Genomic DNA, 26,822 nt, shown 5'->3' with positions numbered 1-26,822 from the left:
TATTCGTGTTTTAGAAAAATAATAAGAAAAAGGTGTTTAAAATAGAATCATTTTCATTAACAGTTCAAGTTTTGAAGAATAGTGCATACAATATAAAGTGTTTTCCTTTCTTCATTTAAGTTTTACGTATATAATTTAAAAGTACTATTTTTATTTTATTATTTTATATTTATAACAGAATAGAGGTTTAAAAATGGGTGTTAAAATCATTACGGATAGTGCGGCGGATTTACCAGTAGAATTGCTGCAAGCATATGATATTGATTTAATTCCACTCCGTGTATATGATGAAGCAGAAACAGAGTATTTAGATGGAGTAACATTAGAGTCAGTTACATTATTGCAAAAAATGAGAGAAGGCGCTGTTTATAGAACGTCATTGCCTTCACTTGAAACGTTCCAAGAAAAATTTGTTTCTTATGCAAAAGAAGGTAATCCTTGTATATATTTAGCTTTTTCATCTGAACTGTCTGGTACATATCAATCATCAGTTGTCATTAAAGAGGAAGTAAAAGAAACATATGCTAACTTAGATTTAGAAATTATTGATACGAAATGTGCTTCGCTTGGTCAAGGTCTTGTCGTTTTAGAAGCTGCTAAAATGGCAAAAGACGGCGCATCAAAAGAAGATATTTTAAAGCGTGTTGATTTTCTAATGAGCCATATGGAACATATCTTCACTGTAGCTGACTTACAGTACTTAGTGAGAGGTGGACGTTTAAGTAAAGTCGCAGGATTTATCGGTGGTTTACTAAACATTAAACCGATCTTAAACGTGGAAGAAGGAAAACTTGTACCACTTGAAAAGGTACGAGGGAAAAAGAAAGTATTAAGCCGTATTGTTGATATTATGGAAGAGCGTGGTAAAGACCTTAAAGGTCAAACAATCGGTATGACTCACGGTGACGATTTAGAAACAGCTGAAGCATTAAAATCATTAATTACGGAAAGATTTGGCTGTGAAGTATTTATCGTAAATACAATTGGTGCAGCAATCGGTGCACATACAGGACCTGGCGTTATAACGTTATTTTTCTTAAATGAAGTAGAGTAAAGGATTGATCTTTTGATCAATCCTTTTTTATTTTTTAATCTGTGATAATTGGTCGATATGGTATTGATGAAGATAAAATCTTTGAAGTTTTCCTATATCAAATGCAATCTTGTAGAGGGAGTATTTTTTATATGTGTAATGATACTTAATGGTAGAAGAAAAGAGTATAAATAAGAATGTATTTATAGGAATTTAAATATTTGAAGATATCAAAATTTTGCCATTTCATATATAATTGTGTGGGGAGAAATATCTGTAACTATTTGTAAAAACAGGAGGCGGCTATAAAAATGCAAGAAAGTGCTAGATGGGATTTAAATCGCTTGTATTTGAATGAGGATATTCTATTTCCGATTTTGGAGTTGAAAGAGCAATATTTTGTAACAAAAGATGTAGAGATTCTTTCAAAGCTTATACAAGCTATTGAAAAAGCAGAATACTATTTGTACTGTCGATCGGTTGAAGAAAGTGTTCCATCTGACCTTACTAAATTGATCGTGAAAGTGAAGGAACTAAAAAGTGAATTACAGCAAGTAATAAAACATAATGAAGTGGAAACTTTAGATAATACTAAGTTAATAAAAGATGAGCTTAATGCGTGGGAAAATATGTACATACAATTAAGGGATAGGATAGAAATAGAGCACAATAATAAGCAATTATCATTTGGACAAGCAAATCATGTTGCAATGAATAGTGATAATGAAAAGGAAAGATTAGAAGTATTCGAGTCATTAACATGTGCTTTACATAAGGAAAAAGAAATTTTTGCTACTGTATTAAATCAAATAGGAAGGTTGCGTAATACAAAGGGTAATGAATTAGAAGATAGAGAGATTTTAGCAAGGTCCCTTCATGCGAATGGTATTTCAGAAACTGTATTATTCCAAATGTGGAATACGACAGAAGAAAACCTTGATAAATTAGTAAGTGCTTTAAACGTGTATAAGAAAGGGAAAGCTTCGATTACATGGCATGAACTTATGACAGTAAAGGAAAGTAATGAGGTTACTATTCCTTTTTCAGTAGCAGTACAAAACGTTTATGATGCATGTAAGAATATTGATGAAGAATTAGCAAAATTTGCACGTAATGCGATAGAAAGTGGATGGATAGATGCTGAACCGAGAGAGAATAAGTCACCAGGTGGGTTTTGTGCTCCATTTTTCAGTGAGAAAGAATCGCGAATTTCCATTCGTTATGATGGGAGTATAGATAGTGTAAGAGTGCTCGCTCATGAATTAGGACATGCTTGGCATTTTTATAATATGAGTTTTGAACAATCTACATCTTTTTTAGATGATTATTTGCCAATGAGTACGGCTGAATCATCATCTATTTTCTTTGAAACGGTACTCTTAAATTATCTAATTGAAACAACGGATAGTAAAGATATGAAAAAGGCATTGCTTAGCTGGAAAATAAGAAATAGTTTTAATTATGTAATGGCAATACGAGCATCGTATCAGTTTGAAAAAACATTTTATGAAAAATGTAAAGAGGGTCCATTAAGTGCTGATGAAATTGAGAAATTATCTATAATGGCACAAAAAGAAGCTTATGGAAAAGCTTTAAGTGAATACCAGCCGTTTGTATGGATGAAATATATTCAATTTTATATAGCAGATGTTCCTTTTTACAATTATCCATACACATTTGGATATTTAGTAAGTTTTAGCTTATTAGAAATAGCTCAAGAAGGTAAAAGTACTTTTCATTCGAAATATAAAGAGTTTTTACGAGAAACAGGAAAGGCTCCAGTAGAGAAGCTTATGAAAAAACATTTTGAAATAGATATAAGAAATTATGAATTTTGGAATAAAGCTTTTATTCAAATTTCTAAAGACATTGATGAATATTTGCAGCTTATATAAGGGGAGAGTATAGTGGATCAACAGTTTATAAAAGGTATACCTTTTTCAACTTTAGAATATGCAAAAGCTATAAGTTTATTAAAAGGTTGGGTACATGAACAACAAGAGAAACCAAGGTTTGTAGTAACTGCAAATCCTGAAATTGTTATGTCTGCAAAGGAAAATACGGAAAAATCAAAGCAGTTTAAAAAGATGTTACTATCTGCGGATTTAATAACAGCGGACGGGATTGGTGTCATAATTGGCTCGAAAATATTAAAAGGAACTTTGAAAGAACGTGTTACTGGAGCGGATTTAACTCACGATTTAATAAAATATTGTAACGACAATGAATATCGTGTCTTTCTTTTTGGAGCCGCTCCAGAAAGTAATAAAAAGGCATTAGAAAAATTAAATGAGCAGTTTCCAGGAGCGCAGTTTAAAGGACAGCATGGATTTGTAAATGGTGAAGAAATAGAAGAAATAAAAATGAAAATTAAGCAGTTCAAGCCGCATTTACTACTCGTAGGACTAGGTTCACCAAAACAAGAAGAGTTCATCTATGAAAACATACAAACATTAAACGTTCCGCTATCTATTGGTATCGGAGGCATGATTGATATAATATCTGGTACTGTAAAAAGAGCACCGAAAATGATGAGGGATACTGGAACTGAATGGCTGTATAGGTTACTCTCACAGCCGAAAAGATTGAAGAGGCAACTTGTACTTCCGAAATTTTTATTGTCGGTTATGTTAGAGAGAGTGAAAGGAATGCCAAGCTAAGAAAGGACAAGTAAGATGATAGAGCCGTTATCTAATGAAAAAGCTACAATGATTTTTCAAGAGCTGAAAGTAGAATGTGAAACTTTATTTGAATTTAAAATTCGAAATGCAATACCTATTCATCGTGGTTGGCTAAATTTGAAGTGGAAACTCGAAACGGATGCAGGGGATTTTGTATTAAAGCAATATAATCAAGAACGGTACAAAATGTATAACTCAGACCTTTTAATACAAGCATTACAACAACAGCAAAGATTACATAATAATGGTGTAAGTTGTCCAAGGGTATTAATTTATAAAAATAATGTAATGCATATATCAAAAAGTGATGAAAGATTTATAGTATTAGAACATAAGGAAGGTAGCTTAGTTTCACCAGGAAAAGTGAATCAAAAGGAAATTCACTCTCTTGGTCAGACGATAGGTTATATGCATAACTTGTTAAATGATGGCTCTTTAATAAAAGGAGAAAATCCTAAATTTGTTCCACCTACTAAAGAGGCGAGATTGAAACATTGGGAAGAAAAAATGAGAGAAGTAGAGAAGCTAGGAAAAGAGCACATTCTCTCTTATATAAAATTACAGCAAGAAGCAACACAATTGGTAAATACAGAACAATTTCATAATAGCCAACGGGGATGGGTGCACCGTGATTTATGGGTAGATAATTTCTTGTTTCTTAATGATAAAGTATCAGCGATTCTTGATTTTGATCGCATGGATTACGATTATGTAGAGTTAGATATTGGCCGTGTAGTTATATCGTGCGCATTAAGTGACGGAGTATTAAATAAGAGTCTTGTTGCATCATTTTTAGAAGGGTACCGAAATGAAGTAGACTTTCCAGTAGGGAATATTGTTCGGGCAATTCAAATGCTTTGGTACATGGAGAGTACTTGGTGGATCCATGCCAATATGGATCAGCATAGTGTACCACCTTCACGCTTTGCAGATGAAATGAATTGGATAGCTGAAAATTATAGTGTATTACATAATATATTGGCCGACTTATAAATAAAGAGGAGACTACATACATGAACAGAATCGGCATTATTGGAGCAATGCAAATTGAAATAGATTTACTTTTAGAAAAACTAGTTATACAAGAGGAACAGACAATAGCGGGAATGCCTTTTTATATTGGAGAATTCATGGGAATAGAAGTAATTATTACACGTTCTGGTGTAGGGAAAGTAAATGCAGCTGCATGCGCGCAAACATTAATTCATAAATTTGATGTAGACTCTATCATTAATACGGGCGTTGCTGGCGGATTACATTCAGATGTAAAAGTCGGCGATATAGTTATTTCAACGAATGTTACTCATCATGATGTAAGTAAAACTCAAATGAAAAACTTATTTCCGTTCCAAGAGGAATTTATTGCAAGTAAGGAATTGGTAGAGTTAGCACGTAAAGCTTGTATTAGTAGTAGTTTACAGATTGCAGTTCATGAAGGAAGAATTGTCAGCGGTGAATGTTTTGTTGAAGATTCAAAGTTAAAGGCGAAATTAATAGACGAATACGCACCTCATTGTACAGAAATGGAAGGGGCAGCAATTGGACATGTTGCCTATATAAATGATATACCGTTTCTCATTATAAGATGTATTTCTGACAGCGCAGATGATGAAGCTCAAATTTCTTATGATGACTTCGCGAAAACTGCTGCGAATTATTGCTCAGAAATTATTATTGAGATGCTTAAAAATATATCTGGTAAAACCATAGTCCAAAAGGAGAGATAGGAATGTTACAAGCATTAATTTTTGATATGGATGGTACGTTATTTCAAACAGATAAAATTTTAGAATTATCATTAGATGATACTTTTGATCACTTAAGATCATTACAATTATGGGATACAGTAACACCAATTGATAAATATAGAGAAATTATGGGTGTGCCGTTACCGAAAGTTTGGGAAGCTTGATTACCAGACCATTCTATTGAAATAAGAGAACAAACAGACGCATATTTTTTAGATAGACTTATTGAAAACATAAAAAGCGGAAAAGGCGCTTTATATCCAAATGTAAAAGAAATATTTACATATATAAAAGAAAATAATTGTTCCATTTACATTGCTAGTAATGGTTTGAAAGAATATTTACGAGCAATCGTAACTTATTATGCTTTAGACAAGTGGGTGATTGAAACGTTTAGTATTGAACAAATACAATCGCTAAATAAAGGTGACTTAGTTAAAAGTATTATGAATAAATATGATATAAAAGAGGCAGCGGTAGTTGGTGACCGGCTATCTGATATAAATGCAGCGAAAGACAACGGTTTACTTGCAATTGGGTGTAATTTTGATTTTGCGCAAGAAGATGAACTTGCTCAGGCTGATGTAGTAATAGATGATTTAGTGGAGTTGAAGGGGATATTACCTGCTGTACAGAGGTAAATAAAGTGTGTGCGTTTTTTGCCAAGTCCTATATGTCTTAGTTTATGGAGGGAATATGATTAGAAATAATTTTAAAATTAGTAATATTCCTGCGGTTTTATGGGGAGATAAGAGTGATAAAATTTTTATTGCAGTACATGGAAATATGTCAAATAAGGAAGATACAATTATTCAAATATTAGCTGAAGAAGCCAAACAAAAAGGTTATCAAGTATTAAGCTTTGATTTACCTGAGCATGGAGAAAGAAAAGATGATAATACTCCTTGCCAAGTACAGATTTGTGTTAGTGAATTATCTATAATTATGAATTATGCAAAAGAACATTGGAAAGAAATAAACGTGTTTGCATGTAGTATGGGAGCGTATTTTAGCCTTTTAGCTTATCAAAATGATGTGGTAGAAAAGGCATTATTTTTATCACCAGTAGTTAATATGGAACGAATTATCGAAAATATGATGAAATGGTTTAATGTAACACCAGAGCTTTTGCAAAAAGAAATGATTATAGAGACACCTATTGGTCAAAAGTTATATTGGGATTATTTATGCTATGTAAAAGAACATCCTATTAATATATGGAATATAGATACATATATTATGTACGGAGCCAAGGATGAACTGTGCGAATTTGAAACTATTAACTATTTTACAAAAAAACATCGTTGTGAATTAGAAGTTATGGAGACGGGTGAACATTACTTTCATACTGAAGAACAGTTAAAGATATTTGAACAGTGGTTACACAAACATATCGATTAACAAATTACAATTTATTTTGAACCTGTTAGAGAAGAATGAGAAATATATAAACTTATAGTATATTTGAGAGAATTTATAAATGGTGAATGTATACACTTAAACAAACACATGCTTTAATTCGATAAGAATTAAACAACTTTAAAGAGCCTTATCACACACTAGATTGTAGCAAGGCTCTTATATTTTCATAATAAAATTAATCAACTGTATTATCGGTTTAGATATGAAGTGAAGAATACGCACGCTATAAATTACATAAAGTAACAACCATAAAAATGCTCAGAATAAATGATTCTCGAGCATTTTATATATTTTCGTACTTAGGGGGAATGGACTTGAAAGATATACATATTCAACAAATAGAAAATTTAATGGGATATGAATTCAGTCATCTCGTTCAAGACAGTGAAGAAGAAGGTTTTAATTTCCTTATAAGGCTAATAAGTGAATATAAAAACGAAATAAATACATTCAATAAAACTGGAGAATGTTTATATGGTATTTTTCAAGGTGATATGTTAATTGGAGTTGGAGGTTTAAATGAGGATCCGTACACAAAAGACAATAAGATTGGGCGGTTAAGGAGATTTTATATTTCAAGGGATTATCGGCGTTTAGGGTTAGGGAACTTATTATTAAACCAACTATTATGTCATGCGGAAAAGTATTTTGAAGTGATTGTTTTACATACTGACACGAAGCAAGGGGATGTGTTTTATACTGCGAATGGATTTGTAAAAGGGGGATTATATAAGGGATCGAGTCACTACAAACTATTATAGAGATTGCTATCCAAATAATAGCTACGAACAGGTTTTTTGTTGGTAAATCGATATATCTTAAAAATCGCTGATATATGAAGTTGCGATCCTTATATTAAAAACCAACTTTTATAATTTCATTTACTAAATTGTTATTATAAAAAAGAGCACCTTAGCCTTTAAAATTTAGCTTATAAGGTGACTCCTTTTCAGTCAATTACGTTTTAACGTTCATTTGTTTCAATAATAATCCTGGTTTACCTTTTACATAATAAAAATGCGGATTATTTTCATCATCATAAAGCATAATATAAGGCTTTTCATTTAGTGGGAGCAGTATAAGTACTTCGTCTATTGTAGTGTGTAACCATTGATTAGTAATAGAAACCGGCTTAGATAATGGGATTTTTATCATATAGCCATCTTTTGGAACGACATTTAAGTTTTTAAATGGACCAGTAATTGCTTTAGCGTATTGAACTGCTTCTTTTTGGACTATTGGATCTAAAGATTGTTTTTGAATGACCATTTCTTTTTGACAATCAAACACTTCAATTTGTTGATTTGTATTTGCTAATGCATTTGTTGATAATAGAAGTAAAAGAAGAGAAATGACCCCGATTTTTTTTATCATAATACAACACCTCACCATTACTATCCCCTCAAAAGCTTTAAATATTTTTCTGTCACATTCATGTAACAAAGATGTTGTATGATACAATTGGTTTTTGTTTAAAAGCAATGGAGGAAAAAATATGAAAGTTTTAATTGCAGATGACGAACAAGATATGTTAAGAATTTTAAAAGCTTATTTTGAAAAAGAAGGCTTCGAAGTTTTATTAGCAAAAGACGGAGAGGAAGCACTTCAAATATTTTATGATGAAAAAATTGATTTAGCTATTTTGGATTGGATGATGCCAAAACATAGTGGTATTACTGTCTGTCAGGAAATAAAAAAGAATTCAAGCGTAAAAGTATTAATGCTTACGGCGAAAAGTGAAAGTGAAGATGAATTAGCAGCACTTCAAAGCGGGGCAGATGAGTACGTGAAAAAACCATTTCATCCAGGAGTACTAATTACGCGAGCGAAAAAACTTATTCAGCATGATGATATTATTCAAGTACAAGATGTAAAGATAAATTTCGCCAAAAATAAAGTATATAAAAATGATATAGAGTTAGAAATTACAAAAACAGAGCTCGAATTAATAAAATGCTTTTTAAATCATAAAGGAACGATTTTAACTCGTAAAAAATTGCTAGATATTGTATGGGGATTTGACTATTTTGGAGAAGAGAGAACGGTTGATACACATGTAAGAAGGCTGCGTAAAAAAATTGGAGAAAATATTATTAAGACGCATCGCGGGCTGGGCTATAGTTTGGAGGAACAAAGTGAATAAACTTGGGAAAAAGTTATTTTTAAGTATTTCTGCAACTGTTATTCTCATCTTTATGATTTCATTATTATTCATTAACAATCTCTTACCGAACTATAATATTTATAAAACACGTGAAAACTTAAATAAATTTACAACACAGATACAAAATACAACAGTGGAAAATATAGAGGATGTTATTCATACAATTGAAAGTGAAAATAACGTTACAATTGCGTATACGCCAATTAATCAGTCAGAAGATGCTATGAACGAAGCGTTACGCATGCAACTTACGAAAAAGAAAGTAACTTTAAATAAGCTTTGGATTACGAAAGACGAAGTTATGAAAGTGAAGAGGGAAGGGCAATCGAATAAACTGTACGATCAAGGAAAGGTAAAAGCGAGTTTTTTTGCTAAATATATTGCGAAAGATGATACGATAATTTTAATTGGGACTTCCATTGCGAATTCAAATGAAATTATAAATACGTTAAATACATTTTACTTATACATCGTATGTTTCTCGCTCCTTCTTATTATTTTACTTGTGTGGATACTTTCAAAAATAATAACGACGCCACTGAAGGAGCTAAGTGATGTGGCTCAGGATATTTCACATTTGCAGTTTAAAAGAACGAAAGTGAAAACGAATGATGAAATAGGAGAGTTGGCCAATAGTATTAATATCATGAGTGAAAAACTACATGAAGCACATCAAGACTTAACTGATCGTAATGAACATTTAAAACGATTTATGGGTGATGTAACGCATGAATTAAAGACACCGATCGCATTAGTAAAAGCATACTCTATGGGGATTAAAGATGGATTAGATGATGGGACTTATGTAGATACAATTATTAAACAAACAGATCAAATATCAAACTTAATTGAAGAACTATTACGATTTTCTAAACTAGAAAGAGATATTTTACAAAAAGAAGAATTCCCCATTGAACCACTGGTCCAGAGTATATTAGATAAGCATCAGATTGACCTGGATTCGAAAGCAATTGACTTACAAGTAAACTGTAATACGGGTGATACAATCGTTTATGCAGATTTAAATAAAATGAGAATGGTATTTCAAAATTTAATTTCTAATGCAATAAAATATACAGCAAATCAAAGCATAATAATTACTTTAGAAGATAGAAATAAAAGTATATATTTTCAAATAAAAAATGGCATTCATACGGATAAAATTAAAGATATCGAGAAAATTTGGGAGCCTTTTTACGTACTAGAATCTTCTCGTAGTAAAGAAAAATCAGGTACAGGATTAGGACTAGCGATAGTGAAAAGTATTTTAGAAAGACATGGTTTTGAATATGGAGTTTCCTCTATAAATGGAGAAATTCAATTTTATATAAATGTGAAAAAGGACTAATGAAAATTTAGTCCTTTTTGCAGCTTTAGAGGTTAGCGATACAGGATGAATCACCATAATTTTCAAAATTGATGTATTAAATGGAGAATTAGCAAATGTTCTACTTTCATTAAATTCACGTGAAGTTCACAGGGAAACGTTATATTTGCATAGTTACATTTGAATTTAATGAAGTGAGGTATTCGGATTTGAAAAGAAAGAAATTAGTAATTGGTAGCATTTTAATGGGGATGACGTTATCTTTATCTGCATGTGGTTCATCAGATAATATTGTAACTACAAAATCAGGAAGCATTTCAGAAAGTGATTTTAACAAAAAATTAAAAGAAAACTATGGTAAACAGAATTTATCTGAAATGGTAGTAGAGAAAGTATTAAATGATAAGTATAAAGTTACGGATGAAGAGGTAACGAAACAACTGAAAGAATTAAAAGACAAGATGGGCGATAATTTTAATACATATATGGAATCTAATGGTGTGAAAAATGAAGATCAATTGAAAGAGAAATTAAAGCTTACTTTCGCTTTTGAAAAAGCTATTAAAGCAACCGTAACGGAAAAAGATATTAAAGATCACTATAAGCCAAAGCTTCAAGTTAGCCATATTTTAGTGAAAGATGAAAAGACAGCAAAAGAAATTAAAGAAAAATTAAATAGTGGCGAAGATTTCGCGGCATTGGCTAAACAATATTCAGAGGATCCAGGTTCTAAAGAAAAAGGTGGAGAACTATCTGAATTTGGACCAGGTATGATGGTGAAAGAATTTGAGGATGCTGCATATAAGTTAGAAGTTGGTCAATTGAGTGAACCTGTTAAATCTTCTTTCGGATATCATATTATTAAGTTAACGGATAAAAAAGAGCTTAAACCATATGAGGAAGAGAAAGAGAATATTCGTAAAGAATTAGAACAACAACGTATACAAGATCCTCAATTCCATCAACAAGTTACTAGAGATCTGCTTAAAAATGCAGATATAAAGGTATCTGATAAAGACTTGAAAGATACCTTTAAAGAGTTAGAAAAATAATAAATGGAATGTAAGACAATCGATAGAAATATCGGTTGTCTTTTTCTCTATTTTTCCGGCTATTTGCCGGGCAGTAAGACCCCAAAACTCAAAATTCAGCGGAAGCAAAGAAGTTAGGTGTGGGCCCCGCTGCCCGTAAACGCCCGATTGGTGAGGGCTCACTTTATATAGAAGCTGGGAGTGGGAAAATACTTTCACACCTGTATTGAATTTTACTTAACAAGAAATCTTTGAGTTTCTCAACTATTATATAAAAATAAAACTGAATTTTCAGTTATTTTGTTATATAGTAAAAGAGAACGAATAAGGGGAGGGAACATTTTGAGTAAAAAGAAAATGGCAATTACACTGTCAGCAATGCTATCTGCAACAATTATACCTAGCTTTACTATGGATGTGCATGCAGAGAAGAAAGAAGAGACTAAAAATACGAAAATTGAATTAGAAAATGGGATGACAAAGCCGATTTATTCTCTCGATGAAGCTATTATCGAAAATTTATATGTAGAGACAGAAGTTGATAGTGATCGCGACGGTAAGAAAGACAGAGTATCGATAAAAGTTATGCGTCCAAAGACAGATTCGAATGTGAAGGTTCCTGTTATTTATGAAATGAGTCCATATCGATCTGGATTAAAAGATGTTCCTGTATATAATGTAGATGAAGAATTGTATGCGTATGAAGGAAAACCGTATGGAGCGGTTAATCTTGGTTCGTATGGGAACTATTACGTGCCAAGAGGTTATGCAGTTATTCTAGGCGAAAGTATCGGTACTGGAAAATCAGATGGATGCCCTACAACTGGAGATGAACAAGAAATACTCGGTACAAAGTCTGTTATTGATTGGGTAAACGGTCGCGCGAAAGCATTTACAGAACAGGGTGAGGAAGTTCAGGCAAATTGGTCTACAGGAAATGTAGGTATGACTGGAGTTTCTTATAATGGTACACTACCAAATGCTGTTGCGACTACTGGAGTTGAAGGTTTAAAAACAATTATTCCAATCGCAGCAATTAGTAGTTGGTATGATTATTATCGTGCAAATGGTGCAGTAATTGCGCCAGGCGGATATCAAGGAGAAGATACAGATAATATGGCAGAAGCAGTACTGACAAGGGAAAATCCTGAAGTTTGCGGACAAGTTATAAAAGAGTTAACGGCTGGACAAGACCGAAAAACGGGTAATTATAATGATTTTTGGGATAAACGCAATTATGTAAAAGATGCTAAAAATGTAAAAGCAAGCGTATTTGTTGTTCATGGTTTAAATGATTGGAATGTTAAGACGAAGCAGTTCGCGCAATGGTGGGATGCACTCGGAGAAAATAATGTTCCTCGTAAAATGTGGCTACACCAAGGTGGTCATGGTGGGACATCAAGTAATAACTGGCAGCAAACACAAAATAAATGGTTAGATTATTGGTTGTACGGAATTGAAAATGGAATTATGGATGAACCAATGGTTGATGTGCAAAGAGAAAATAAATCGTGGCAAAAGATAAAAAATTGGCCAGATCCAGCGGCTGTACCTTCAAAAATCCGTATGTATTTAAGTAATAAATCAGTCAATTTTCCACTACGTATGGGATCGGCTAATAAAGTTTTCTCATTCTTAGATGATGCACAAATGAAATCAAATCAATTAGTAGCAAACCCAGAATTAGAAGTAGCCAATCGATTAGTATATACAATGCCTGTACTTCAAAAAGATACACGCATAAGTGGTACACCAAAGATTTCAATTACAGGAAATATTGATCGATCTGTATCAAATTTAACAGCATTACTTGTTGACTATGAAGGAACGAAGCCGGAAATCGTAACGAGAGGCTGGATGGATCCACAAAACTTAAATAATATAGAAGATTCAACAGCGATTCAACCGGGCAAAGATTATACATTCACATGGGACATGCAGCCAGATGATTATGTCTTTAAAGCTGGACATCAAATAGGGGTCGTTTTAATTGCTAGCGACTATGATTATACAATTAGACCGAAAGCGGGCACGAAACTTACAGTGAAATTAAGTGAAGTGACATTGCCGATTGTGAAATAAATATTTTTTCCAAAGAGCTTACTAAAGTAAGCTTTTTGATTTATAGTCTGAATTTTTAATTTTATATTTCAAATTGGAAGGTTATAGAATACAATATCATTATATTCTATGGAAAGTGAGTGATATATTATGACAGTCAGCTCTTTCGAAAGCGCATTAAAATTAGAGGTACGAGAAGATTAGTTGAATTGGAATCTTCCGTACGTAAAAGCGGAGGAGAAAATAAATGTTTAGTTTTTATAGTACACTTTGTACGGAACTGTATGATTACACAAAACCAGTCGGTTATTCTTTAAATGGTGATATTGATTATTACAAAGAACGTTTAAAAGATTGTAGAGGTAGAATTCTCGAAGCTGCAGTAGGTTCAGGGCGTGTCATCATTCCGCTTCTAGAGGCTGGTTTTAAAGTGGATGGGATAGATTATTCACCTGAAATGCTTGATTCTTGCCGTAAGCGGTGTAAAGAGAGAGGCTTACATCCTAATTTATATGAAGGAAGCTTGCAACAATTTTCACTTCCGCATAAATATGAGGCAATTATCATTCCTACTGGATCTTTTTGTTTAATTGAAAATCGTGTGGATTCTATAAACGCATTGAAATGTTTTTATGAACATCTTAATCCAGGCGGACGATTAATCGTAGATATTATGCTTCCGCATGACTGGAAGACTGGGGAAATTCATACATCGACTTTTTCTTTGCCGAGTGGAGACGGAATCACATTAGAAAATAAATCAATTGAAATAGATTGGCTGAACCAAGTTACTGTATCATATTTGAAATATGAAAAGTGGAGTAAAGGACAGCTAGTACAAACAGAGTTACAACGTTTTGCGCTGCGCTGGTATGGAATAGTAGAGTTTAAACTCCTTTTAGAAAGTATAGGTTTCTCTAACATTACTTGCTCTGCTGAATATGTTTATGAAAAAGAACCGTCAAATGCAAATCAAATGATTACTTTTGAAGCTCTGCGAAACGAAAAATAGAGAACTATCTATGGAAACAAGGCAGTCAATACAAAATCGACTGTCTTGTTTCCATTGTCCAAGCATTCTCCTACTAACTACATATACTATTTATGTTAAAATCGGTCACTATTTTAAACAGGACTGCTATTTTAATATATATAACTATTTAGGCAAGAGGGGAGAATAAATTTGGAAAACGAAGAACAAGGTAGAATTGAAAATCAAGTGTATTCAAATCGTGTAGTAAGATCAGAATTTGATGCGAATTGGGAAACTTGTATATCAAAGAGTGGTTATGTAATTTATATAGCAACAAGTAATAATGCTGAAGTAATAGTACTTCTTGCAGATGGTTCAAGTAAATTATTAATTTTCGAAAAAGGTGGTAAAGTAGTAGTAGGTGGCGGTGGAACAAGTCATTACAGTAAGCCACATATTGCAAGAAATATTTAAGGTAAAACATGTTAATTGAGAAGAAGCTGAAAGACGGTTAGTCATTCATATTTAGAGAATGACTAACCGTTTTTAAATGTAGTTTTTGAAGAATTATATATGTTATAGTATAATAGTGTTTTAAAACAATGTTATTTTAATATATTTCAAATTTTGTTATGTATTATTTTTATATTAAATTAGCACCTAAAGTATTTTTTTATATAAGGAGTAGTAATTAGAGAAATGAAAAATATAGACTTTATACTAGAAAGTGATGAGGCATTAAAACCGTCTGAACGATTAGTACTATTATTATTAGAGAAGCATAGAATGTTATATACGAACGATCTATTGGCATTATCAAATTTATCATATAAAACATTAACAGATTCATTAACGGCGCTTGTTTTAAAATCGTATGTGTTAAAGGAAACAGGTAAGGGAAGAAGACAGAATTGCTATAGATTAGTATGATAAGGCAGCTGTTTTAGAGATTTTTACATATGTTTTTTAATCGTAAGGCGAAAATGTGTTTTTGGTTTTCAAACGAAAAACTTACTATAAGAGGGGCTAAGATAGTAGTATTTCATTTTTGTAAGTGTAATTATTTCGTCATTGAAAATGCAAAAATAAAATAAACCGCATAAAACAGAAATAAAAAAAACAATCCATTTTTAAATGGATTGTTTTTTTATTGGAATAATATTATTTGATATGTTGAAAGCATGAATAGCAGAATAAACATTACCTGTTTTAGTTCATGCAACTGAACGACAATTAAAAAAACTATACACATAGTTTTTTTAATTGCTTTTTTCAGTAACTCTAATGAAATCATAGTCTTTATTGTTTAAAGGTATTATTTTAAACATTATTGCTATTAAACATTAAGTACAAAAGTGATTTATAATATTATTATGTAAACTTAAGTTTTTAAAAGGAAAATGTAATAATTAATAGAACATGTAGAAGGGGATGCTTAAATATTTTGAAGGATAGGAGATTATTATGGAGCATTTACAATCAATAGCACAAGCTGTTTTAAGTGGTCATAAGGAAAAAGTAGTGGAGTTTATAAAGGCGAGTCCAAGTATTGTTAACGAATGTAGTGAAGATGGATGGACACCACTTCATTTAGCAGCTTATTTTGGACAGAAAGAAATAGCGAGTTTTCTTTTAGAAAGCGGTGCAGATATACATAGTAGAGCGAAAAACGAAAATGAAAATACGCCTTTGCAAGCAGCAATTGCGAACAAGCAAAGTGAACTTGTTGCTTTCTTAATTGAAAAAGGATCAGATGTAAATATTATGCAAAGTGGTGGCTGGACAGGACTTCACGAAGCGGCATTATTAGGAAATGAAGAAATAATTATGTTACTCCTTAAAAATGGAGCTAATAAGATGATAAAGAAAAATGATGGGAAAACAGCGTATGATATTGCATTAGAAAAAGGATATGATCATCTATTACATCATTTGAAACAGGAAGTGAACTTATGATGAATAAATGGAGTGTTGGTATATTTTTATTTAATGAAGTAGAAGTGTTAGACTTTGCAGGGCCATTTGAAGTTTTTTCTGTAACTGAGGTGAATGAAGAAAAACCATTTACTGTTTATACAGTTAGCGAGAATGGGGAAATGATTACAGCAAGGAACGGATTGAAGGTACAGCCAGATTATAGTATTGAAAATTTACCACCAGTGGATATTTTAATAATTCCGGGTGGGCTAGGTGCTAGAGAATATGAAATAAAAAATGAAATAGTAATAAAATGGATTCGCCAACAAATGAAAGAAGTAAAGCTGATGACTTCAGTTTGTACAGGAGCGCTATTACTGGCGAAAGCAGGTTTACTGGAAGGTTTAAAAGCAACAACACATTGGGATAGTATTGAAAAGTTTAAAAATGAGTTTCAAAATGTTGAAGTTATAGAAAATGTAAAGTTTGTAGATGAAGGACATATTATAACATCTGCCGGAATTTCAGCTGGAATTAATATGGCATTTCATATTGTGAAAAACTTGTTAGGTATGCATGTTGCGGAGGACACAGCGAAGCGAATGGAGTATGATATTAGTTTGCCAAATTAAAAAGCTCGGATTGGGCTTTTTATATTGAATGAATATAGTTAAGCTCTTCATCACTTAAAATAGGGCGAACAGATGCATTTGCATTTTCTTGTGCTTGCATTCCGGTTTTGGCACCAGGAATTACAACACTTACTGCCGGATGAGAGAGTACATAGCGAAGTGCAAGTTGCCCTAGGGTCTGATTTTTATTTGAGAGCAACCGAAGTTTCTCTACGGTTTGTAAGTCTTCTTGAAACCAAGTTTCATTTGGCCAATCTTTGCGTAAATCTCCATCTGGAAAAATTGTTTTATTTGTGAATTTTCCAGTTAAAATGCCCATTTTTAATGGACCACGAATAATAGCTCCTAGATTTTTCTCTTGTAAGAATGGTAATATATCTTTTTCAGGTTTTCGATTTAATATATTGTAATCAAGTTGTACGATATCAATTTCGTTGTTGTTATTGAAATGATGAATGTATTGTAAATCATGAGTCGAAACACCGACTGCCCTTACTTTTCCATCACGTTTTAATATGTCAAATGCACGTAGAAATGCTTCTGTTTCTCTACGATTATGCCACCAAATATGACAAAAATAAAGATCAATATAATCTGTTTGAAGACGTTGTAAACTTGTTTCAAATACGGCGATGATTTTTTCGGGAGTATCATATACAGGAACTCCATTAGGATCGTAGTGGTGTCCGATTAAACCACCTTTCGTTGATAGGATAATATCATTACGATGTCCTTTAATCGCGGTAGCCACCAACTTTTCACTATGTCCTAAACCATACACATCCGCAGTATCAATAAAATTCACACCACACTCAATTGCTTTTTTTATAGCAGTTATAGATTGTTTATCGTTAACAGGTCCCCATTCATCACCACCGATTGCCCATGCCCCAAAACCTATTTCAGAAACAGTTATTCCAGTTTTACCTAATGTGCGGTAATGCATATTTCCCCTCCTTGTAAGCATGTTATAACATGGATATGTGGGGTAAGAATTTTGTGTGTGAAAAAACTCTTCTACAATAGTAGAAAAAGAATTACAGAAACTACTATTTTATAGCAGCATGTATAAAAAAAAACGGTGTAAATGTAGAAATGTCGTCGAATGCTATCTTTAATTGGTTAATTTATGGGATATTTTTGTGAAGGAGTTTATTTTATAAGAATAGAATTTAGTTTAGTAAGAAAACGTGCCGATGGTAGTGAAAAATATGGGTTAGGGGGATTTGAATGAGGAAACTCAAACGAGTAAATGTTCCTAATATACCAGAACAATCATCACAACCTAGTGACAAGCGTAAGATAAATAAAAAGAAGTTAAGGCGTCTTATTTTAATGGTCCTTTTTATTGCGGCAACTACTCTGTACGTTCAATATATTTTAACGAAACAACAAGAAGTAATTGATAAAAAGAAAGATACGATTACGGATCAAAAGAAACAATTAGTATCTTTAAAGAAAGATAAAGGTTCTTTAAAGACTAACATAGAAAATTTAACAGACGATGAAGAAGAAATTTTGAAGTTTGCGAGAAAAGAGTATCAATTTTCTAAGTCAAATGAAACTATATTTGTGATGCCAAAGTAGTAAAAAAACAGCTAGCCATTGAACTGCACCTCCAATTGTTAGACACCGTCTAACAATTGGAGGTGCAGTTTTTTATGTATGAATGTCATGGTACAAGGAACAATCACATATTGTAAAAATGAAGAGTTTAAGCTATTTGCATAAATATGGAATATGCACTAAAATAAATGTTGTTAAAATTCTGTCAATTATATTATAATACAAGGTAAGCGGATACATTTTTTAATCAACGTTGAGTTCCTCGCTCATACGACTATTAAGAAACCCGTTATCCTCGTATAAGAAAGGAAGATAGCTGTGTACGCTTCAAATACAATTTATATCGTAGGGGATGCGAAAGCACCTCAAAATAATCCCATTACTGAAAAGTTTAAAAGCTATTTCGTAGCATTTGTACTTGTTAAGGATACAGGGGAAATTGTAGATGCAGACTGCTCAGCGACAATTGCATTAACATCTCAATTTGTTAAATATTTATTTCTACATAAAAATATAAATGACCCGGCGTTAGTAATGGAAGTAAAGAACCGATATTTCGGCTCTTCTCAAAAAGCGTTACTTGTAGCGCTAAAAGATGCACAGAAAAAATATAATCAGATTGCTGCTTTGTCTACTCAATCATAGACAAAATCCAGCCGTAAGAATCATTCTTATGGCTGGATTTTTTTATTTCACATTATCGTTCTACATCAAAAGTAAACGAAAACAAAGTAGAGTGATAGAAGAGTAAATGCCCAATAAGTTTACCTAATAATTCGTGGGTATAAATCTCCGGTGGATTAAGATTTCACTTCATTGGAGAACGAAAGGATGAACAAAATGAAAATTACAGATGTAAAAGTAAATCGTAGACGTGTAAAACTTCATACACCGTTTAAAACCGCGCTTCGTACTGTAACAGAAATTGAAAGTATAGATGTTTATATTCATACAGACGAAGGAGTGATTGGTAAGGGGGCTGCAGCCGCAACGCCAGTTATTACGGGTGATTTCACCAGTGGAATGGAAGATGCGATTTTAGGACCGATGCGTTCATGTTTAATTGGTCAAGATATCATTCAGTTTCAGCAGTTACTACAGCGCATTCAAATGAGTTGTATTGGAAATTCAAGTGCGAAAGCAGCGGTAGATATCGCTCTATATGATGTATATTGCCAATATCAAAATGTGCCGTTATATGCATTGTTAGGCGGGAAGAAAGAAATTTATACCGATATTACAGTGAGTGTGGATGAGCCTGTATTAATGGCAAAAGAAGCGAAGAAACATATAGAAAAAGGATTTCAAACATTAAAGATTAAAGTGGGTAAGGAGGCGCATTTAGATTTGGAACGTATTGAGGCAATTCGAAATGTAGTACCAAGAAATACGACATTACGTTTAGATGCGAATCAAGGTTGGAGTCCAAAAGAAGCGATCTCTATCATTCAAGAGATGGAAAATCGTAATTTAAATATAGAATTTATTGAACAACCAGTACACGCGAAAGATTGGGATGGGTTAAAGTACGTCAAAGATCGTGTGCAAACGCTAATTATGGCCGATGAAAGTATATTTTCAGCAAGTGATGCATTAAAGCTCGTTCAAGGAAGATACGCAGACTTAATTAATATTAAATTAATGAAATGTGGTGGCATACGTGAAGCATGGCGTATTGCAGATATCGCAGAAACGGCTGGTGTGAAGTGTATGGTGGGAAGCATGATGGAATCTTCACTTTCCGTTAGCGCTGTTGCACATTTAGCGGCAGCACATCCTAATATACATTATTTTGATCTTGATGCACCGCTTTGGTTAATGGAAGAGCCAGAAGGAATGACTTATTCTGGATCAAAGGTAAACCTTCAATCGACAGTGAATAGTAAGTCTTAGGAGAAGAGACTAGTAAACTATTTTTTTAAGGGGGATATATATGAAAAAAGTAGGAACTGCATTTTTAACAACTTTATTTATATTTTCATCGTTTACATCGGCAAATGCTGAAGAAAAGAAGGATAATAAAGCATTTATAGATGTATCTGCTGCAACGTTATGGACAGCACCTGATTCATTAAGGTCAATCGATACACCGAGTGCAACAAATCCAGTGGATCTTTGGAAATGGACGAAATCAATGACACTTGACGAGAAACTATGGTTAACAAATGCAAATAAATTAGAAACACAAGCGTTACTCGGTCAAGAAGTAACTGTTATTGATAAGAAAGGCGAGTGGGTGAAGGTATTAGTGCATGGACAGCCAACACCACGAAATGAAGAAGGTTATCCGGGCTGGATGCCTGAAAAGCAATTAACATATAATCAAGAATTTGCAGATAAAACAAATGAACCTTTTGTGTTAATAACAAAGCCAACAGCGATTTTATATATAAATCCTTCTGAAAAACATAAATCACTTGAAGTCAGTTATAATACAAGACTGCCGCTATTAAGTGAAGACACAATTTCATACCGTGTATTGTTGCCAAATGGTCAGAAAGCATGGCTACGAAAAAATGATGGAACAGTTTACCGTTCTCAAACTGATATTCCAAAACCGACAGCTGATGATTTAATTAACACAGGGAAAATGTTTTTAGGTTTACCGTATATATGGGCTGGTACAAGTGGTTTTGGATTTGATTGCTCTGGCTTCACGCATACGATCTATAAATCGCACGGCATTACAATTCCGCGAGATTCTGGACCGCAATCAAGAGCAGGAATTGCAGTTGATAAAGAAAACTTACAAAAGGGAGATTTAATTTTCTTTGCACATGATCAAGGGAAAGGTAGTGTCCATCACGTTGCAATGTATATTGGTGATGGCAATATGATTCACTCACCAAGAGCTGAAAGGTCGGTAGAGATTATACCGCTAAATACACCAGGATATATAGAAGAATACGCTGGTGCTCGTCGTTACTTACCTTAAAAATAGAGGGGGGTTTTTAAATGAAAAAAGTTGTTCGTTACTCATTAGTTAGTACTCTATTAGTTTCTTCATTTTTAGTTGGCTGCGCAAAAGAAAAAACTGCAACAAAGCCGAAAGATGAAAAGAAAGTATTACAGTTACTAGAAACGGGTGAAATTCCGTCGTTAAACTCAGGGAAAGTCACAGATGCAGTCTCGTTTAACGTTTTGAATAACGTAATGGAAGGACTATTCCGTCTATCGAAAAATGATGAAGTAATTGAGGCAGGCGCACAAAAATATGAAGTGAGTAAAGATGGAAAGACATATACATTTCATTTGCGTGATGCGAAATGGTCAAACGGAGATCCAGTAACCGCTCATGATTACGTATACGCTTGGAAGCAATTGATTAATCCAGATACCGCTTCTCAATATGCATACATTGCGTACGATGTGAAAAACGCTAAGAAGATAAATAAAAAACAACTAGGTCTAGATGAATTAGGAGTAAAAGCGAAGGATGATAAAACGTTCGTCGTAGAGCTAGAACATCCTGTACCGTATTTTACGAAATTATTAATTTTACCATCCTTCTATCCAATTAACGAAAAATATGCGAAAGAGCAAGGTGATAAATACGGATTAGAAGCAAATAAAGCGGTATATAATGGACCATTTACATTATCAGAGTGGAAGCATGAAGCTAGCTTTACAATGAAGAAAAACGATAAGTATTGGGATAAAAAAGAAGTGAAGTTAGATGAAGTAAACTATCAAATTGTAAAAGAAATTTCAACTGCGGTAAATTTATATGAAACAGATAAAGTTGATAGAGCTGTTATTTCTACAGAATTCGTGGATAAATATAAAAATAATAAAGAGCTAAAACAATATACAGATCCAGTTATGTACTTCTTCCGATTTAATGAAAATGTACCGATTCTTAAAAATAAAAATACACGTCTTGCGCTAAGTACAGTTTTTGATAAGAAAGGACTTGCGGATTCATTTTTAAATGATGGTTCGGTTGCTGCAAACTATTACGTACCAAAAGGATTTTTAAAGGGACCAGATAAAAAAGATTTTAGAAGTACGGCAGGTGAGTTTAATAAAACTGATGTAAAAAAAGCGAAAGAATATTGGGAAAAAGCAAAGCAAGAAACAGGTACAGATGAAGTGACGTTAGAACTATTAAATTATGACTTAGAAAACTTTAAAAAAGTTGGAGAGTACATTAAAGAGCAGCTTGAGAAAAATTTACCAGGTTTAAAAGTGAATGTGAAATTGCAACCACATACGCAAAAATTAGCACTAGAGAAGAAGAAAGAATATGAAATGTCGTTATCACGCTGGTTACCGGATTATCCAGATCCAATGACTTACTTAGAAGTATTCCTTTCTGGAAGCAGTGTTAATAATACAGAATATGCAAATCCAGAATATGATGCGTTAATTAAGAAGATTAAAACAGAATTAGGTAATGATGAAAAGGCTCGCTGGAAAGCAATGCAAGAAGCTGAAAAAATGCTACTTGATGATGCAGTAATTGCACCGGTATTCCAGCGCGGATTATCTTACTTACAAAAACCGTATGTGAAAGATTTATATGTACATCAATTTGGTCCAGCTACAAGTTTAAAATGGGCAGATGTACAAAAATAAAAGAATGGGGAAACAGACTTCACGTATGTGATAGTCTGTTTTTTTGTACAGTTCCGAATGAAATATAGACATTTCATATGTTTTTTTACGACTTAATAATAAAATTATTACTAAAATTCCAGTGTGAAATTTATGTAGAATCCTGTATAATTAACGTGTTTCTATGGAAACATTTTCTTGCGCTATTTATATAGGGCTTAATAGAACAAGTAAGGAAATACATACATGTATATAATAGATAAATAGAATGGAACATGTATAGAGAAAAAGGAGAGAAAAGATGACGTGTCAAAAACAAGGGTTACAATTTAATACCGATAGAAAGAGGGACAGCAGATGAAAATGAAGCATGCTTTTGGTCCGATAATTTTAGCGTGTGTGCTTTTTTTCATTATCATTCTAATCCCATCGAAAAGTTTAGTATCGCTTATTAGTGATAAGAAGGTAGAAGATGCGGCAACTTCTTTACAAAAAGAGAAATTACAAAGTGTTTTCTTACAGCAAAAAATGTTAGAGAATTCACAGTATTTACCGATGTACGGTTCATCAGAGTTTTTACGAATGGATGCATATCATCCGTCTAATTATTTCAAAGTAAATCCAGCTGGTTTTACACCGTTTTTAATTGGAACTGGCGGTACACAAAGTTTAGCTCATATTTTAAATATGACATCTACTATGGATGAATTAGAAGGTAAAAAAGTAGTCTTTGTTCTTTCACCACAATGGTTTACAAAGACTGGTGTTTCACAAGGGGATTTCACTAATAATTTCTCCAAACAACAAGCATATTATTTTATTTTTAATGATGAGATAAATCCAGAAATGAAGAAGCAAATCGCGAAACGGCTATTAGATTATAAAGTTGTTCAAGAAGATGATATATTAAAAAATTCATTAGAAGGTATTGTATATAATGATACGAAACATAACATTAAAGCAGGTTTAGCTAAACCACTTGCTTATATGCATCGAAATATTTTAGATCATAGAGATTTATTTAACTCTTTATTTAAAATCGAACCGATGAAAGAGAAAACAGATATCGGACTTCGTTCAATTTCTTGGGAAGATGCACGTAAACACGCGGAACAAGAAGGGAAAGCTGAGTCTACTACAAATACATTCGGAATTGAAAATCCTTATTATCATAAGAATAATCTGAAGAAAAAACTAAAAGGTTTAAAAAACTTTAGAGCAAATGAAACATATGATGAATCACCAGAATATGATGATTTGCAAATTATTTTAGATTTATTTAAAGAGAAAAATGTCAAACCACTCTTTATTTCTGTACCTGTAAATGGGCCTTGGTATGATTATACTGGCTTCCCGAAAGAACGCCGTGAAGTGTATTATAAAAAAATTCGAGAACAGGTTGAGAAAGCAGGATATCCAGTAGTTGATTTCTCTGGTCATGAATATGATAAGTATTTCTTAAAAGATACGATTCATTTAGGCTGGAAAGGTTGGATTTATTTTGATGAAGCAGTGCAGAAATTTTATTCTGAGAAATAAAGTATAGAAATCGGAATGGCTATGAGCCGTTCCGATTTTTTTAGTATAGAGGATTTTGGTGAGGGCAATTTGGGAATGCATGTATATCTTGAACCTGTCTATAATCATAATGTTTCATTGCGAACTGAGCTTGATAAAGGTATTCATACACATATAATTGTCCATCATGCGCTGAACATAATACACCTGAAGTTCCTTGCCCATTTATGAAGGAAATACCGATAGGGCGTCCAATCAGGTATGGTATTTTTTGCTGCCAATGCATAGGGGAATCACTCCTTTTTGAGATAATATACGAAAAGAATGATTGAATGGTTGCTTATCCATATAAATGTAGATGGAAAGGTGTTTATATAATTCCTGAAGATTAATTCATATATAAATAAAAAACCGCTATAATTTCGAATGAATTTATAGCGGTTTTTATTATATTCTTAAGCAAGATTTTTATGCTTTTTTGTCCATTTTTTTATAACGAAGTATAAAAGAATGAGTACGACGCCACCAATTGCGAATGATTTCACATACGGACCAGCAATATCGTTTATATTCTCCCAATTTTCACCTAGTTTTTCACCTAGATAAATGAAAATGATTGACCAAGGGATAATAGCAAGTGCTGTTAATGTAGTGAAACGTAGTAAAGGCATTTTTGTAATACCAGCAGGAATTGAAATCGCATGACGCACTACTGGAATGAAGCGTGCTGTAAAAATGACGCCAGTTCCGTAACGATTAAACCAATCTTCTGCAGCATCTATTTGTTTTTTATGTATGAAAATATATTTTCCATAACGTTCTAATATAGGTCGTCCGCCGTATCGTCCAAGCCAATAAATAAAGATTTGGGCAATAACACCGCCAATTGTACCGAATACAACAGCACCTATAAATGAGATACTTCCATTGAATACTAAGTATCCTGCATAAGCAAGGACAATTTCACTTGGGATAATCTCAATCATAAGTCCAAGCATAATGCCCCAATAACCTAATCCTTCAAAAAACGTTAATACTGAATGAATAAAACTACTTAACATTGTTGCACCTTCTAGTTTATGAATTTTTGAGTATAAGAACCTTTTATTTAATGACATAAAAGGTTCACTATATGTAGATTATACCTTATTTACATAGGGGATTGCTATTTCTATTCTTTTATGTCTCTCATAAGTATTATAGTAAAGGATATAAGCCACGTTTTCATGAAGGGTTAATGAAAAGGTTATTAAAAATTTCTCCTAAAAAAATAGAAGCATTTCTGCTCCTATATTTTAAGGTTTCACATCTAAGTTCTGTAAAAATAAAGTTGCTGTTACGTAACGCTTTGCTAACATTTGTACATAAGCGGTATGTACAGAAAGGGTCGCAATGATAATAGCGTTACGAATTGCTTCGCGTTGTTCGTTATTAATTTGATCGAACTTGCTTGCGATTTTATCAGCTTTTTCTTTTACGATGTTTTCAATTGTATGAACGGTATCTGTTGCATTTAATTGTAAGCAATTCCCTTGATTGAGTTCTTCAAATAGAGAAGAGTATGCTACATATAAATGAACAGGATTGATTAAATCATCACTTCGATCGGCTGGGTCATTAACGATAAGGCGTAATAGCTTACGAATTGATTCAAAATCAAGTGCTGTTTTTAAATCTTCGACAATGAACAGTAAGGCTGCTTGTTCAATCGAATATTTTTTCCCTTTTTGAGGAGAGCCAATCATTTCTTTTATATCTCGTTTCACCCAGTTTTGCATAGCAGTTACAGAGAAACTTGTGTTTTCAATCTGATTGCCAAGCGCAACTATTTCATTTAAAGAAAAACCGACATCAGTATCGTCAATTTTAATCAGCTTTTCAAAAATAGGTGAAAGTGCGGTAGTAATAAAAGCTGTAACGCTTTGTCCGCTTTCAATATCTTTTTTATGTGACTTTGCCCAAGCTTCTTGTAAAATACCGAGAGGCTTTTTCGTATTCCATCCTCTTAGTGATAGAAGAAGGGTAGCCATTTCGTTTCGTGTGAGATGAAATGTTTCCATCTTTTCACCTCCAAAATAATAAAAAGTTCTTATGAACTTATAATATGTTTTGTTTCATTTAAAGTCAATTCTGTTTTGCTTAATTTTTCCTTTGTCACCAAACTGTCGGAAGTAAATAATACTTGCATATTT

At 32.8% G+C, this 26,822-nt stretch carries 27 protein-coding genes and 1 pseudogene; 23 read left to right on the top strand and 5 right to left on the bottom strand.

Annotated elements, in window-relative coordinates; all coding sequences use genetic code 11:
- Positions 1-193 precede the first annotated feature (193 nt).
- From ACO6VI_RS18765 to ACO6VI_RS18730, 8 genes and pseudogenes are all read left to right on the top strand, one after another.
- Positions 194-1,054, top strand: a complete 861-nt coding sequence (locus ACO6VI_RS18765) for a DegV family protein (RefSeq protein ID WP_000538278.1) — start codon at positions 194-196, stop codon at positions 1,052-1,054.
- 290 nt (positions 1,055-1,344) lie between these two features.
- Positions 1,345-2,928, top strand: coding sequence for a M3 family metallopeptidase (locus ACO6VI_RS18760; RefSeq protein WP_161519845.1), 1,584 nt, complete (start codon positions 1,345-1,347; stop codon positions 2,926-2,928).
- Positions 2,929-2,940: 12 nt separating this feature from the next.
- Complete coding sequence (locus ACO6VI_RS18755) at positions 2,941-3,693, top strand: WecB/TagA/CpsF family glycosyltransferase (protein ID WP_088020697.1); 753 nt, start codon at positions 2,941-2,943, stop codon at positions 3,691-3,693.
- A 15-nt stretch (positions 3,694-3,708) separates the two neighbouring features.
- Complete coding sequence (locus ACO6VI_RS18750; protein WP_161519846.1) at positions 3,709-4,707, top strand: phosphotransferase; 999 nt, start codon at positions 3,709-3,711, stop codon at positions 4,705-4,707.
- Positions 4,708-4,727: 20 nt separating this feature from the next.
- Complete coding sequence (locus tag ACO6VI_RS18745; protein WP_001079715.1) at positions 4,728-5,441, top strand: 5'-methylthioadenosine/adenosylhomocysteine nucleosidase; 714 nt, start codon at positions 4,728-4,730, stop codon at positions 5,439-5,441.
- A 2-nt stretch (positions 5,442-5,443) separates the two neighbouring features.
- Positions 5,444-6,103: pseudogene (locus tag ACO6VI_RS18740) on the top strand (HAD hydrolase-like protein).
- A gap of 55 nt (positions 6,104-6,158) precedes the next feature.
- Positions 6,159-6,863, top strand: coding sequence for an alpha/beta hydrolase (locus ACO6VI_RS18735; protein ID WP_161519847.1), 705 nt, complete (start codon positions 6,159-6,161; stop codon positions 6,861-6,863).
- Between the two features lie 335 nt (positions 6,864-7,198).
- The gene (locus tag ACO6VI_RS18730) at positions 7,199-7,645 is read left to right on the top strand and encodes a GNAT family N-acetyltransferase (protein ID WP_000651687.1); all 447 of its coding nucleotides are present in this window, start codon (positions 7,199-7,201) and stop codon (positions 7,643-7,645) included.
- 196 nt (positions 7,646-7,841) lie between these two features.
- Here the strand turns inward: ACO6VI_RS18730 and ACO6VI_RS18725 are convergent, their stop codons facing one another.
- A complete protein-coding gene (locus ACO6VI_RS18725; protein ID WP_161519848.1) occupies positions 7,842-8,258 on the bottom strand; it encodes a hypothetical protein in 417 nt (138 codons plus the stop codon).
- Between the two features lie 121 nt (positions 8,259-8,379).
- Between ACO6VI_RS18725 and ACO6VI_RS18720 the strand changes: the two genes are divergently transcribed.
- The 9 genes from ACO6VI_RS18720 to ACO6VI_RS18680 all read left to right on the top strand — a co-directional run bounded on the left by ACO6VI_RS18720 (position 8,380) and on the right by ACO6VI_RS18680 (position 16,989).
- Positions 8,380-9,027 (top strand): response regulator transcription factor, encoded by a 648-nt coding sequence (locus ACO6VI_RS18720; RefSeq protein ID WP_000865979.1) that lies wholly within the window; start codon positions 8,380-8,382, stop codon positions 9,025-9,027.
- The gene (locus ACO6VI_RS18715) at positions 9,020-10,396 is read left to right on the top strand and encodes a sensor histidine kinase (protein ID WP_078993780.1); all 1,377 of its coding nucleotides are present in this window, start codon (positions 9,020-9,022) and stop codon (positions 10,394-10,396) included. Before ACO6VI_RS18720 ends, ACO6VI_RS18715 begins: the two co-directional genes overlap by 8 nt.
- Positions 10,397-10,584: 188 nt before the next feature.
- Positions 10,585-11,427, top strand: coding sequence for a peptidylprolyl isomerase PrsA (locus tag ACO6VI_RS18710; protein ID WP_001987511.1), 843 nt, complete (start codon positions 10,585-10,587; stop codon positions 11,425-11,427).
- Positions 11,428-11,748: 321 nt separating this feature from the next.
- A complete protein-coding gene (locus ACO6VI_RS18705) occupies positions 11,749-13,488 on the top strand; it encodes a Xaa-Pro dipeptidyl-peptidase (protein ID WP_065484058.1) in 1,740 nt (579 codons plus the stop codon).
- A gap of 226 nt (positions 13,489-13,714) precedes the next feature.
- On the top strand, positions 13,715-14,479 hold the full coding sequence (locus ACO6VI_RS18700; protein WP_161519849.1) for a class I SAM-dependent methyltransferase: 765 nt from the start codon (positions 13,715-13,717) through the stop codon (positions 14,477-14,479).
- A gap of 171 nt (positions 14,480-14,650) precedes the next feature.
- A complete protein-coding gene (locus tag ACO6VI_RS18695; RefSeq protein ID WP_000426646.1) occupies positions 14,651-14,914 on the top strand; it encodes a hypothetical protein in 264 nt (87 codons plus the stop codon).
- A 225-nt stretch (positions 14,915-15,139) separates the two neighbouring features.
- Complete coding sequence (locus ACO6VI_RS18690) at positions 15,140-15,370, top strand: hypothetical protein (RefSeq protein ID WP_000789031.1); 231 nt, start codon at positions 15,140-15,142, stop codon at positions 15,368-15,370.
- A 534-nt stretch (positions 15,371-15,904) separates the two neighbouring features.
- The gene (locus ACO6VI_RS18685) at positions 15,905-16,396 is read left to right on the top strand and encodes an ankyrin repeat domain-containing protein (RefSeq protein ID WP_065484052.1); all 492 of its coding nucleotides are present in this window, start codon (positions 15,905-15,907) and stop codon (positions 16,394-16,396) included.
- Positions 16,393-16,989 carry a DJ-1/PfpI family protein gene (locus ACO6VI_RS18680; protein WP_063547565.1) on the top strand — a complete coding sequence of 199 codons (597 nt, stop codon included), beginning with the start codon at positions 16,393-16,395 and terminating at the stop codon, positions 16,987-16,989. Before ACO6VI_RS18685 ends, ACO6VI_RS18680 begins: the two co-directional genes overlap by 4 nt.
- A gap of 19 nt (positions 16,990-17,008) precedes the next feature.
- Here ACO6VI_RS18680 and ACO6VI_RS18675 read toward each other — a convergent pair whose 3' ends face one another.
- Positions 17,009-17,935, bottom strand: a complete 927-nt coding sequence (locus ACO6VI_RS18675; RefSeq protein WP_029442568.1) for an aldo/keto reductase — start codon at positions 17,933-17,935, stop codon at positions 17,009-17,011.
- 284 nt (positions 17,936-18,219) lie between these two features.
- On the opposite strand from ACO6VI_RS18675, the gene ACO6VI_RS18670 reads away from it, so the two are divergent.
- The 6 genes from ACO6VI_RS18670 (at position 18,220) to dltD (ending at position 24,651) form a co-directional block, all read left to right on the top strand.
- Positions 18,220-18,576: an FtsB family cell division protein gene (locus tag ACO6VI_RS18670; RefSeq protein ID WP_001228739.1), complete on the top strand. Its 357-nt coding sequence runs from the start codon at positions 18,220-18,222 to the stop codon at positions 18,574-18,576.
- Between the two features lie 297 nt (positions 18,577-18,873).
- Positions 18,874-19,200 (top strand): DUF3870 domain-containing protein, encoded by a 327-nt coding sequence (locus tag ACO6VI_RS18665; protein ID WP_000271314.1) that lies wholly within the window; start codon positions 18,874-18,876, stop codon positions 19,198-19,200.
- Between the two features lie 186 nt (positions 19,201-19,386).
- Positions 19,387-20,448, top strand: a complete 1,062-nt coding sequence (locus ACO6VI_RS18660; protein ID WP_161519850.1) for a dipeptide epimerase — start codon at positions 19,387-19,389, stop codon at positions 20,446-20,448.
- Between the two features lie 40 nt (positions 20,449-20,488).
- Positions 20,489-21,490, top strand: a complete 1,002-nt coding sequence (locus ACO6VI_RS18655; protein ID WP_023522207.1) for a C40 family peptidase — start codon at positions 20,489-20,491, stop codon at positions 21,488-21,490.
- Positions 21,491-21,510: 20 nt separating this feature from the next.
- On the top strand, positions 21,511-23,133 hold the full coding sequence (locus tag ACO6VI_RS18650) for a peptide ABC transporter substrate-binding protein (protein WP_161519851.1): 1,623 nt from the start codon (positions 21,511-21,513) through the stop codon (positions 23,131-23,133).
- A 336-nt stretch (positions 23,134-23,469) separates the two neighbouring features.
- Complete coding sequence (gene dltD, locus ACO6VI_RS18645) at positions 23,470-24,651, top strand: D-alanyl-lipoteichoic acid biosynthesis protein DltD (RefSeq protein WP_161519852.1); 1,182 nt, start codon at positions 23,470-23,472, stop codon at positions 24,649-24,651.
- A 40-nt stretch (positions 24,652-24,691) separates the two neighbouring features.
- Here dltD and ACO6VI_RS18640 read toward each other — a convergent pair whose 3' ends face one another.
- From ACO6VI_RS18640 to ACO6VI_RS18630, 3 genes are all read right to left on the bottom strand, one after another.
- On the bottom strand, positions 24,692-24,916 hold the full coding sequence (locus ACO6VI_RS18640) for a hypothetical protein (RefSeq protein ID WP_000558692.1): 225 nt from the start codon (positions 24,914-24,916) through the stop codon (positions 24,692-24,694).
- A 169-nt stretch (positions 24,917-25,085) separates the two neighbouring features.
- A complete protein-coding gene (locus tag ACO6VI_RS18635; RefSeq protein ID WP_063547559.1) occupies positions 25,086-25,691 on the bottom strand; it encodes a DedA family protein in 606 nt (201 codons plus the stop codon).
- A 234-nt stretch (positions 25,692-25,925) separates the two neighbouring features.
- Entirely contained in the window at positions 25,926-26,690 is a 765-nt protein-coding gene (locus tag ACO6VI_RS18630; RefSeq protein WP_000447231.1) for a DUF1836 domain-containing protein, read from the bottom strand.
- Between the last annotated feature and the right edge of the window lie 132 nt (positions 26,691-26,822).

It is taken from the genome of Bacillus sp. PSXD-155, from assembly GCF_049310765.1.
Taxonomy (GTDB): domain Bacteria; phylum Bacillota; class Bacilli; order Bacillales; family Bacillaceae_G; genus Bacillus_A; species Bacillus_A cereus.
This window is presented reverse-complemented; position numbering and strand designations above follow the sequence as displayed.

Excerpts from the sequence above, each read along its gene's own strand:
- ACO6VI_RS18725 (WP_161519848.1), bottom strand. The coding sequence starts at position 8,258 with ATGATAAAAAAAATCGGGGTCATTTCTCTTCTTTTACTTCTATTATCA.
- ACO6VI_RS18660 (WP_161519850.1), top strand. The coding sequence starts at position 19,387 with ATGAACAAAATGAAAATTACAGATGTAAAAGTAAATCGTAGACGTGTA.
- ACO6VI_RS18700 (WP_161519849.1), top strand. The coding sequence starts at position 13,715 with ATGTTTAGTTTTTATAGTACACTTTGTACGGAACTGTATGATTACACA.
- ACO6VI_RS18640 (WP_000558692.1), bottom strand. The coding sequence starts at position 24,916 with ATGCATTGGCAGCAAAAAATACCATACCTGATTGGACGCCCTATCGGT.
- ACO6VI_RS18630 (WP_000447231.1), bottom strand. The coding sequence starts at position 26,690 with ATGGAAACATTTCATCTCACACGAAACGAAATGGCTACCCTTCTTCTA.
- ACO6VI_RS18760 (WP_161519845.1), top strand. The coding sequence starts at position 1,345 with ATGCAAGAAAGTGCTAGATGGGATTTAAATCGCTTGTATTTGAATGAG.
- ACO6VI_RS18685 (WP_065484052.1), top strand. The coding sequence starts at position 15,905 with ATGGAGCATTTACAATCAATAGCACAAGCTGTTTTAAGTGGTCATAAG.
- ACO6VI_RS18680 (WP_063547565.1), top strand. The coding sequence starts at position 16,393 with ATGATGAATAAATGGAGTGTTGGTATATTTTTATTTAATGAAGTAGAA.
- dltD (WP_161519852.1), top strand. The coding sequence starts at position 23,470 with ATGAAAATGAAGCATGCTTTTGGTCCGATAATTTTAGCGTGTGTGCTT.
- ACO6VI_RS18675 (WP_029442568.1), bottom strand. The coding sequence starts at position 17,935 with ATGCATTACCGCACATTAGGTAAAACTGGAATAACTGTTTCTGAAATA.
- ACO6VI_RS18735 (WP_161519847.1), top strand. The coding sequence starts at position 6,159 with ATGATTAGAAATAATTTTAAAATTAGTAATATTCCTGCGGTTTTATGG.
- ACO6VI_RS18745 (WP_001079715.1), top strand. The coding sequence starts at position 4,728 with ATGAACAGAATCGGCATTATTGGAGCAATGCAAATTGAAATAGATTTA.
- ACO6VI_RS18690 (WP_000789031.1), top strand. The coding sequence starts at position 15,140 with ATGAAAAATATAGACTTTATACTAGAAAGTGATGAGGCATTAAAACCG.
- ACO6VI_RS18635 (WP_063547559.1), bottom strand. The coding sequence starts at position 25,691 with ATGTTAAGTAGTTTTATTCATTCAGTATTAACGTTTTTTGAAGGATTA.
- ACO6VI_RS18670 (WP_001228739.1), top strand. The coding sequence starts at position 18,220 with ATGAGGAAACTCAAACGAGTAAATGTTCCTAATATACCAGAACAATCA.
- ACO6VI_RS18655 (WP_023522207.1), top strand. The coding sequence starts at position 20,489 with ATGAAAAAAGTAGGAACTGCATTTTTAACAACTTTATTTATATTTTCA.
- ACO6VI_RS18720 (WP_000865979.1), top strand. The coding sequence starts at position 8,380 with ATGAAAGTTTTAATTGCAGATGACGAACAAGATATGTTAAGAATTTTA.
- ACO6VI_RS18750 (WP_161519846.1), top strand. The coding sequence starts at position 3,709 with ATGATAGAGCCGTTATCTAATGAAAAAGCTACAATGATTTTTCAAGAG.
- ACO6VI_RS18765 (WP_000538278.1), top strand. The coding sequence starts at position 194 with ATGGGTGTTAAAATCATTACGGATAGTGCGGCGGATTTACCAGTAGAA.
- ACO6VI_RS18650 (WP_161519851.1), top strand. The coding sequence starts at position 21,511 with ATGAAAAAAGTTGTTCGTTACTCATTAGTTAGTACTCTATTAGTTTCT.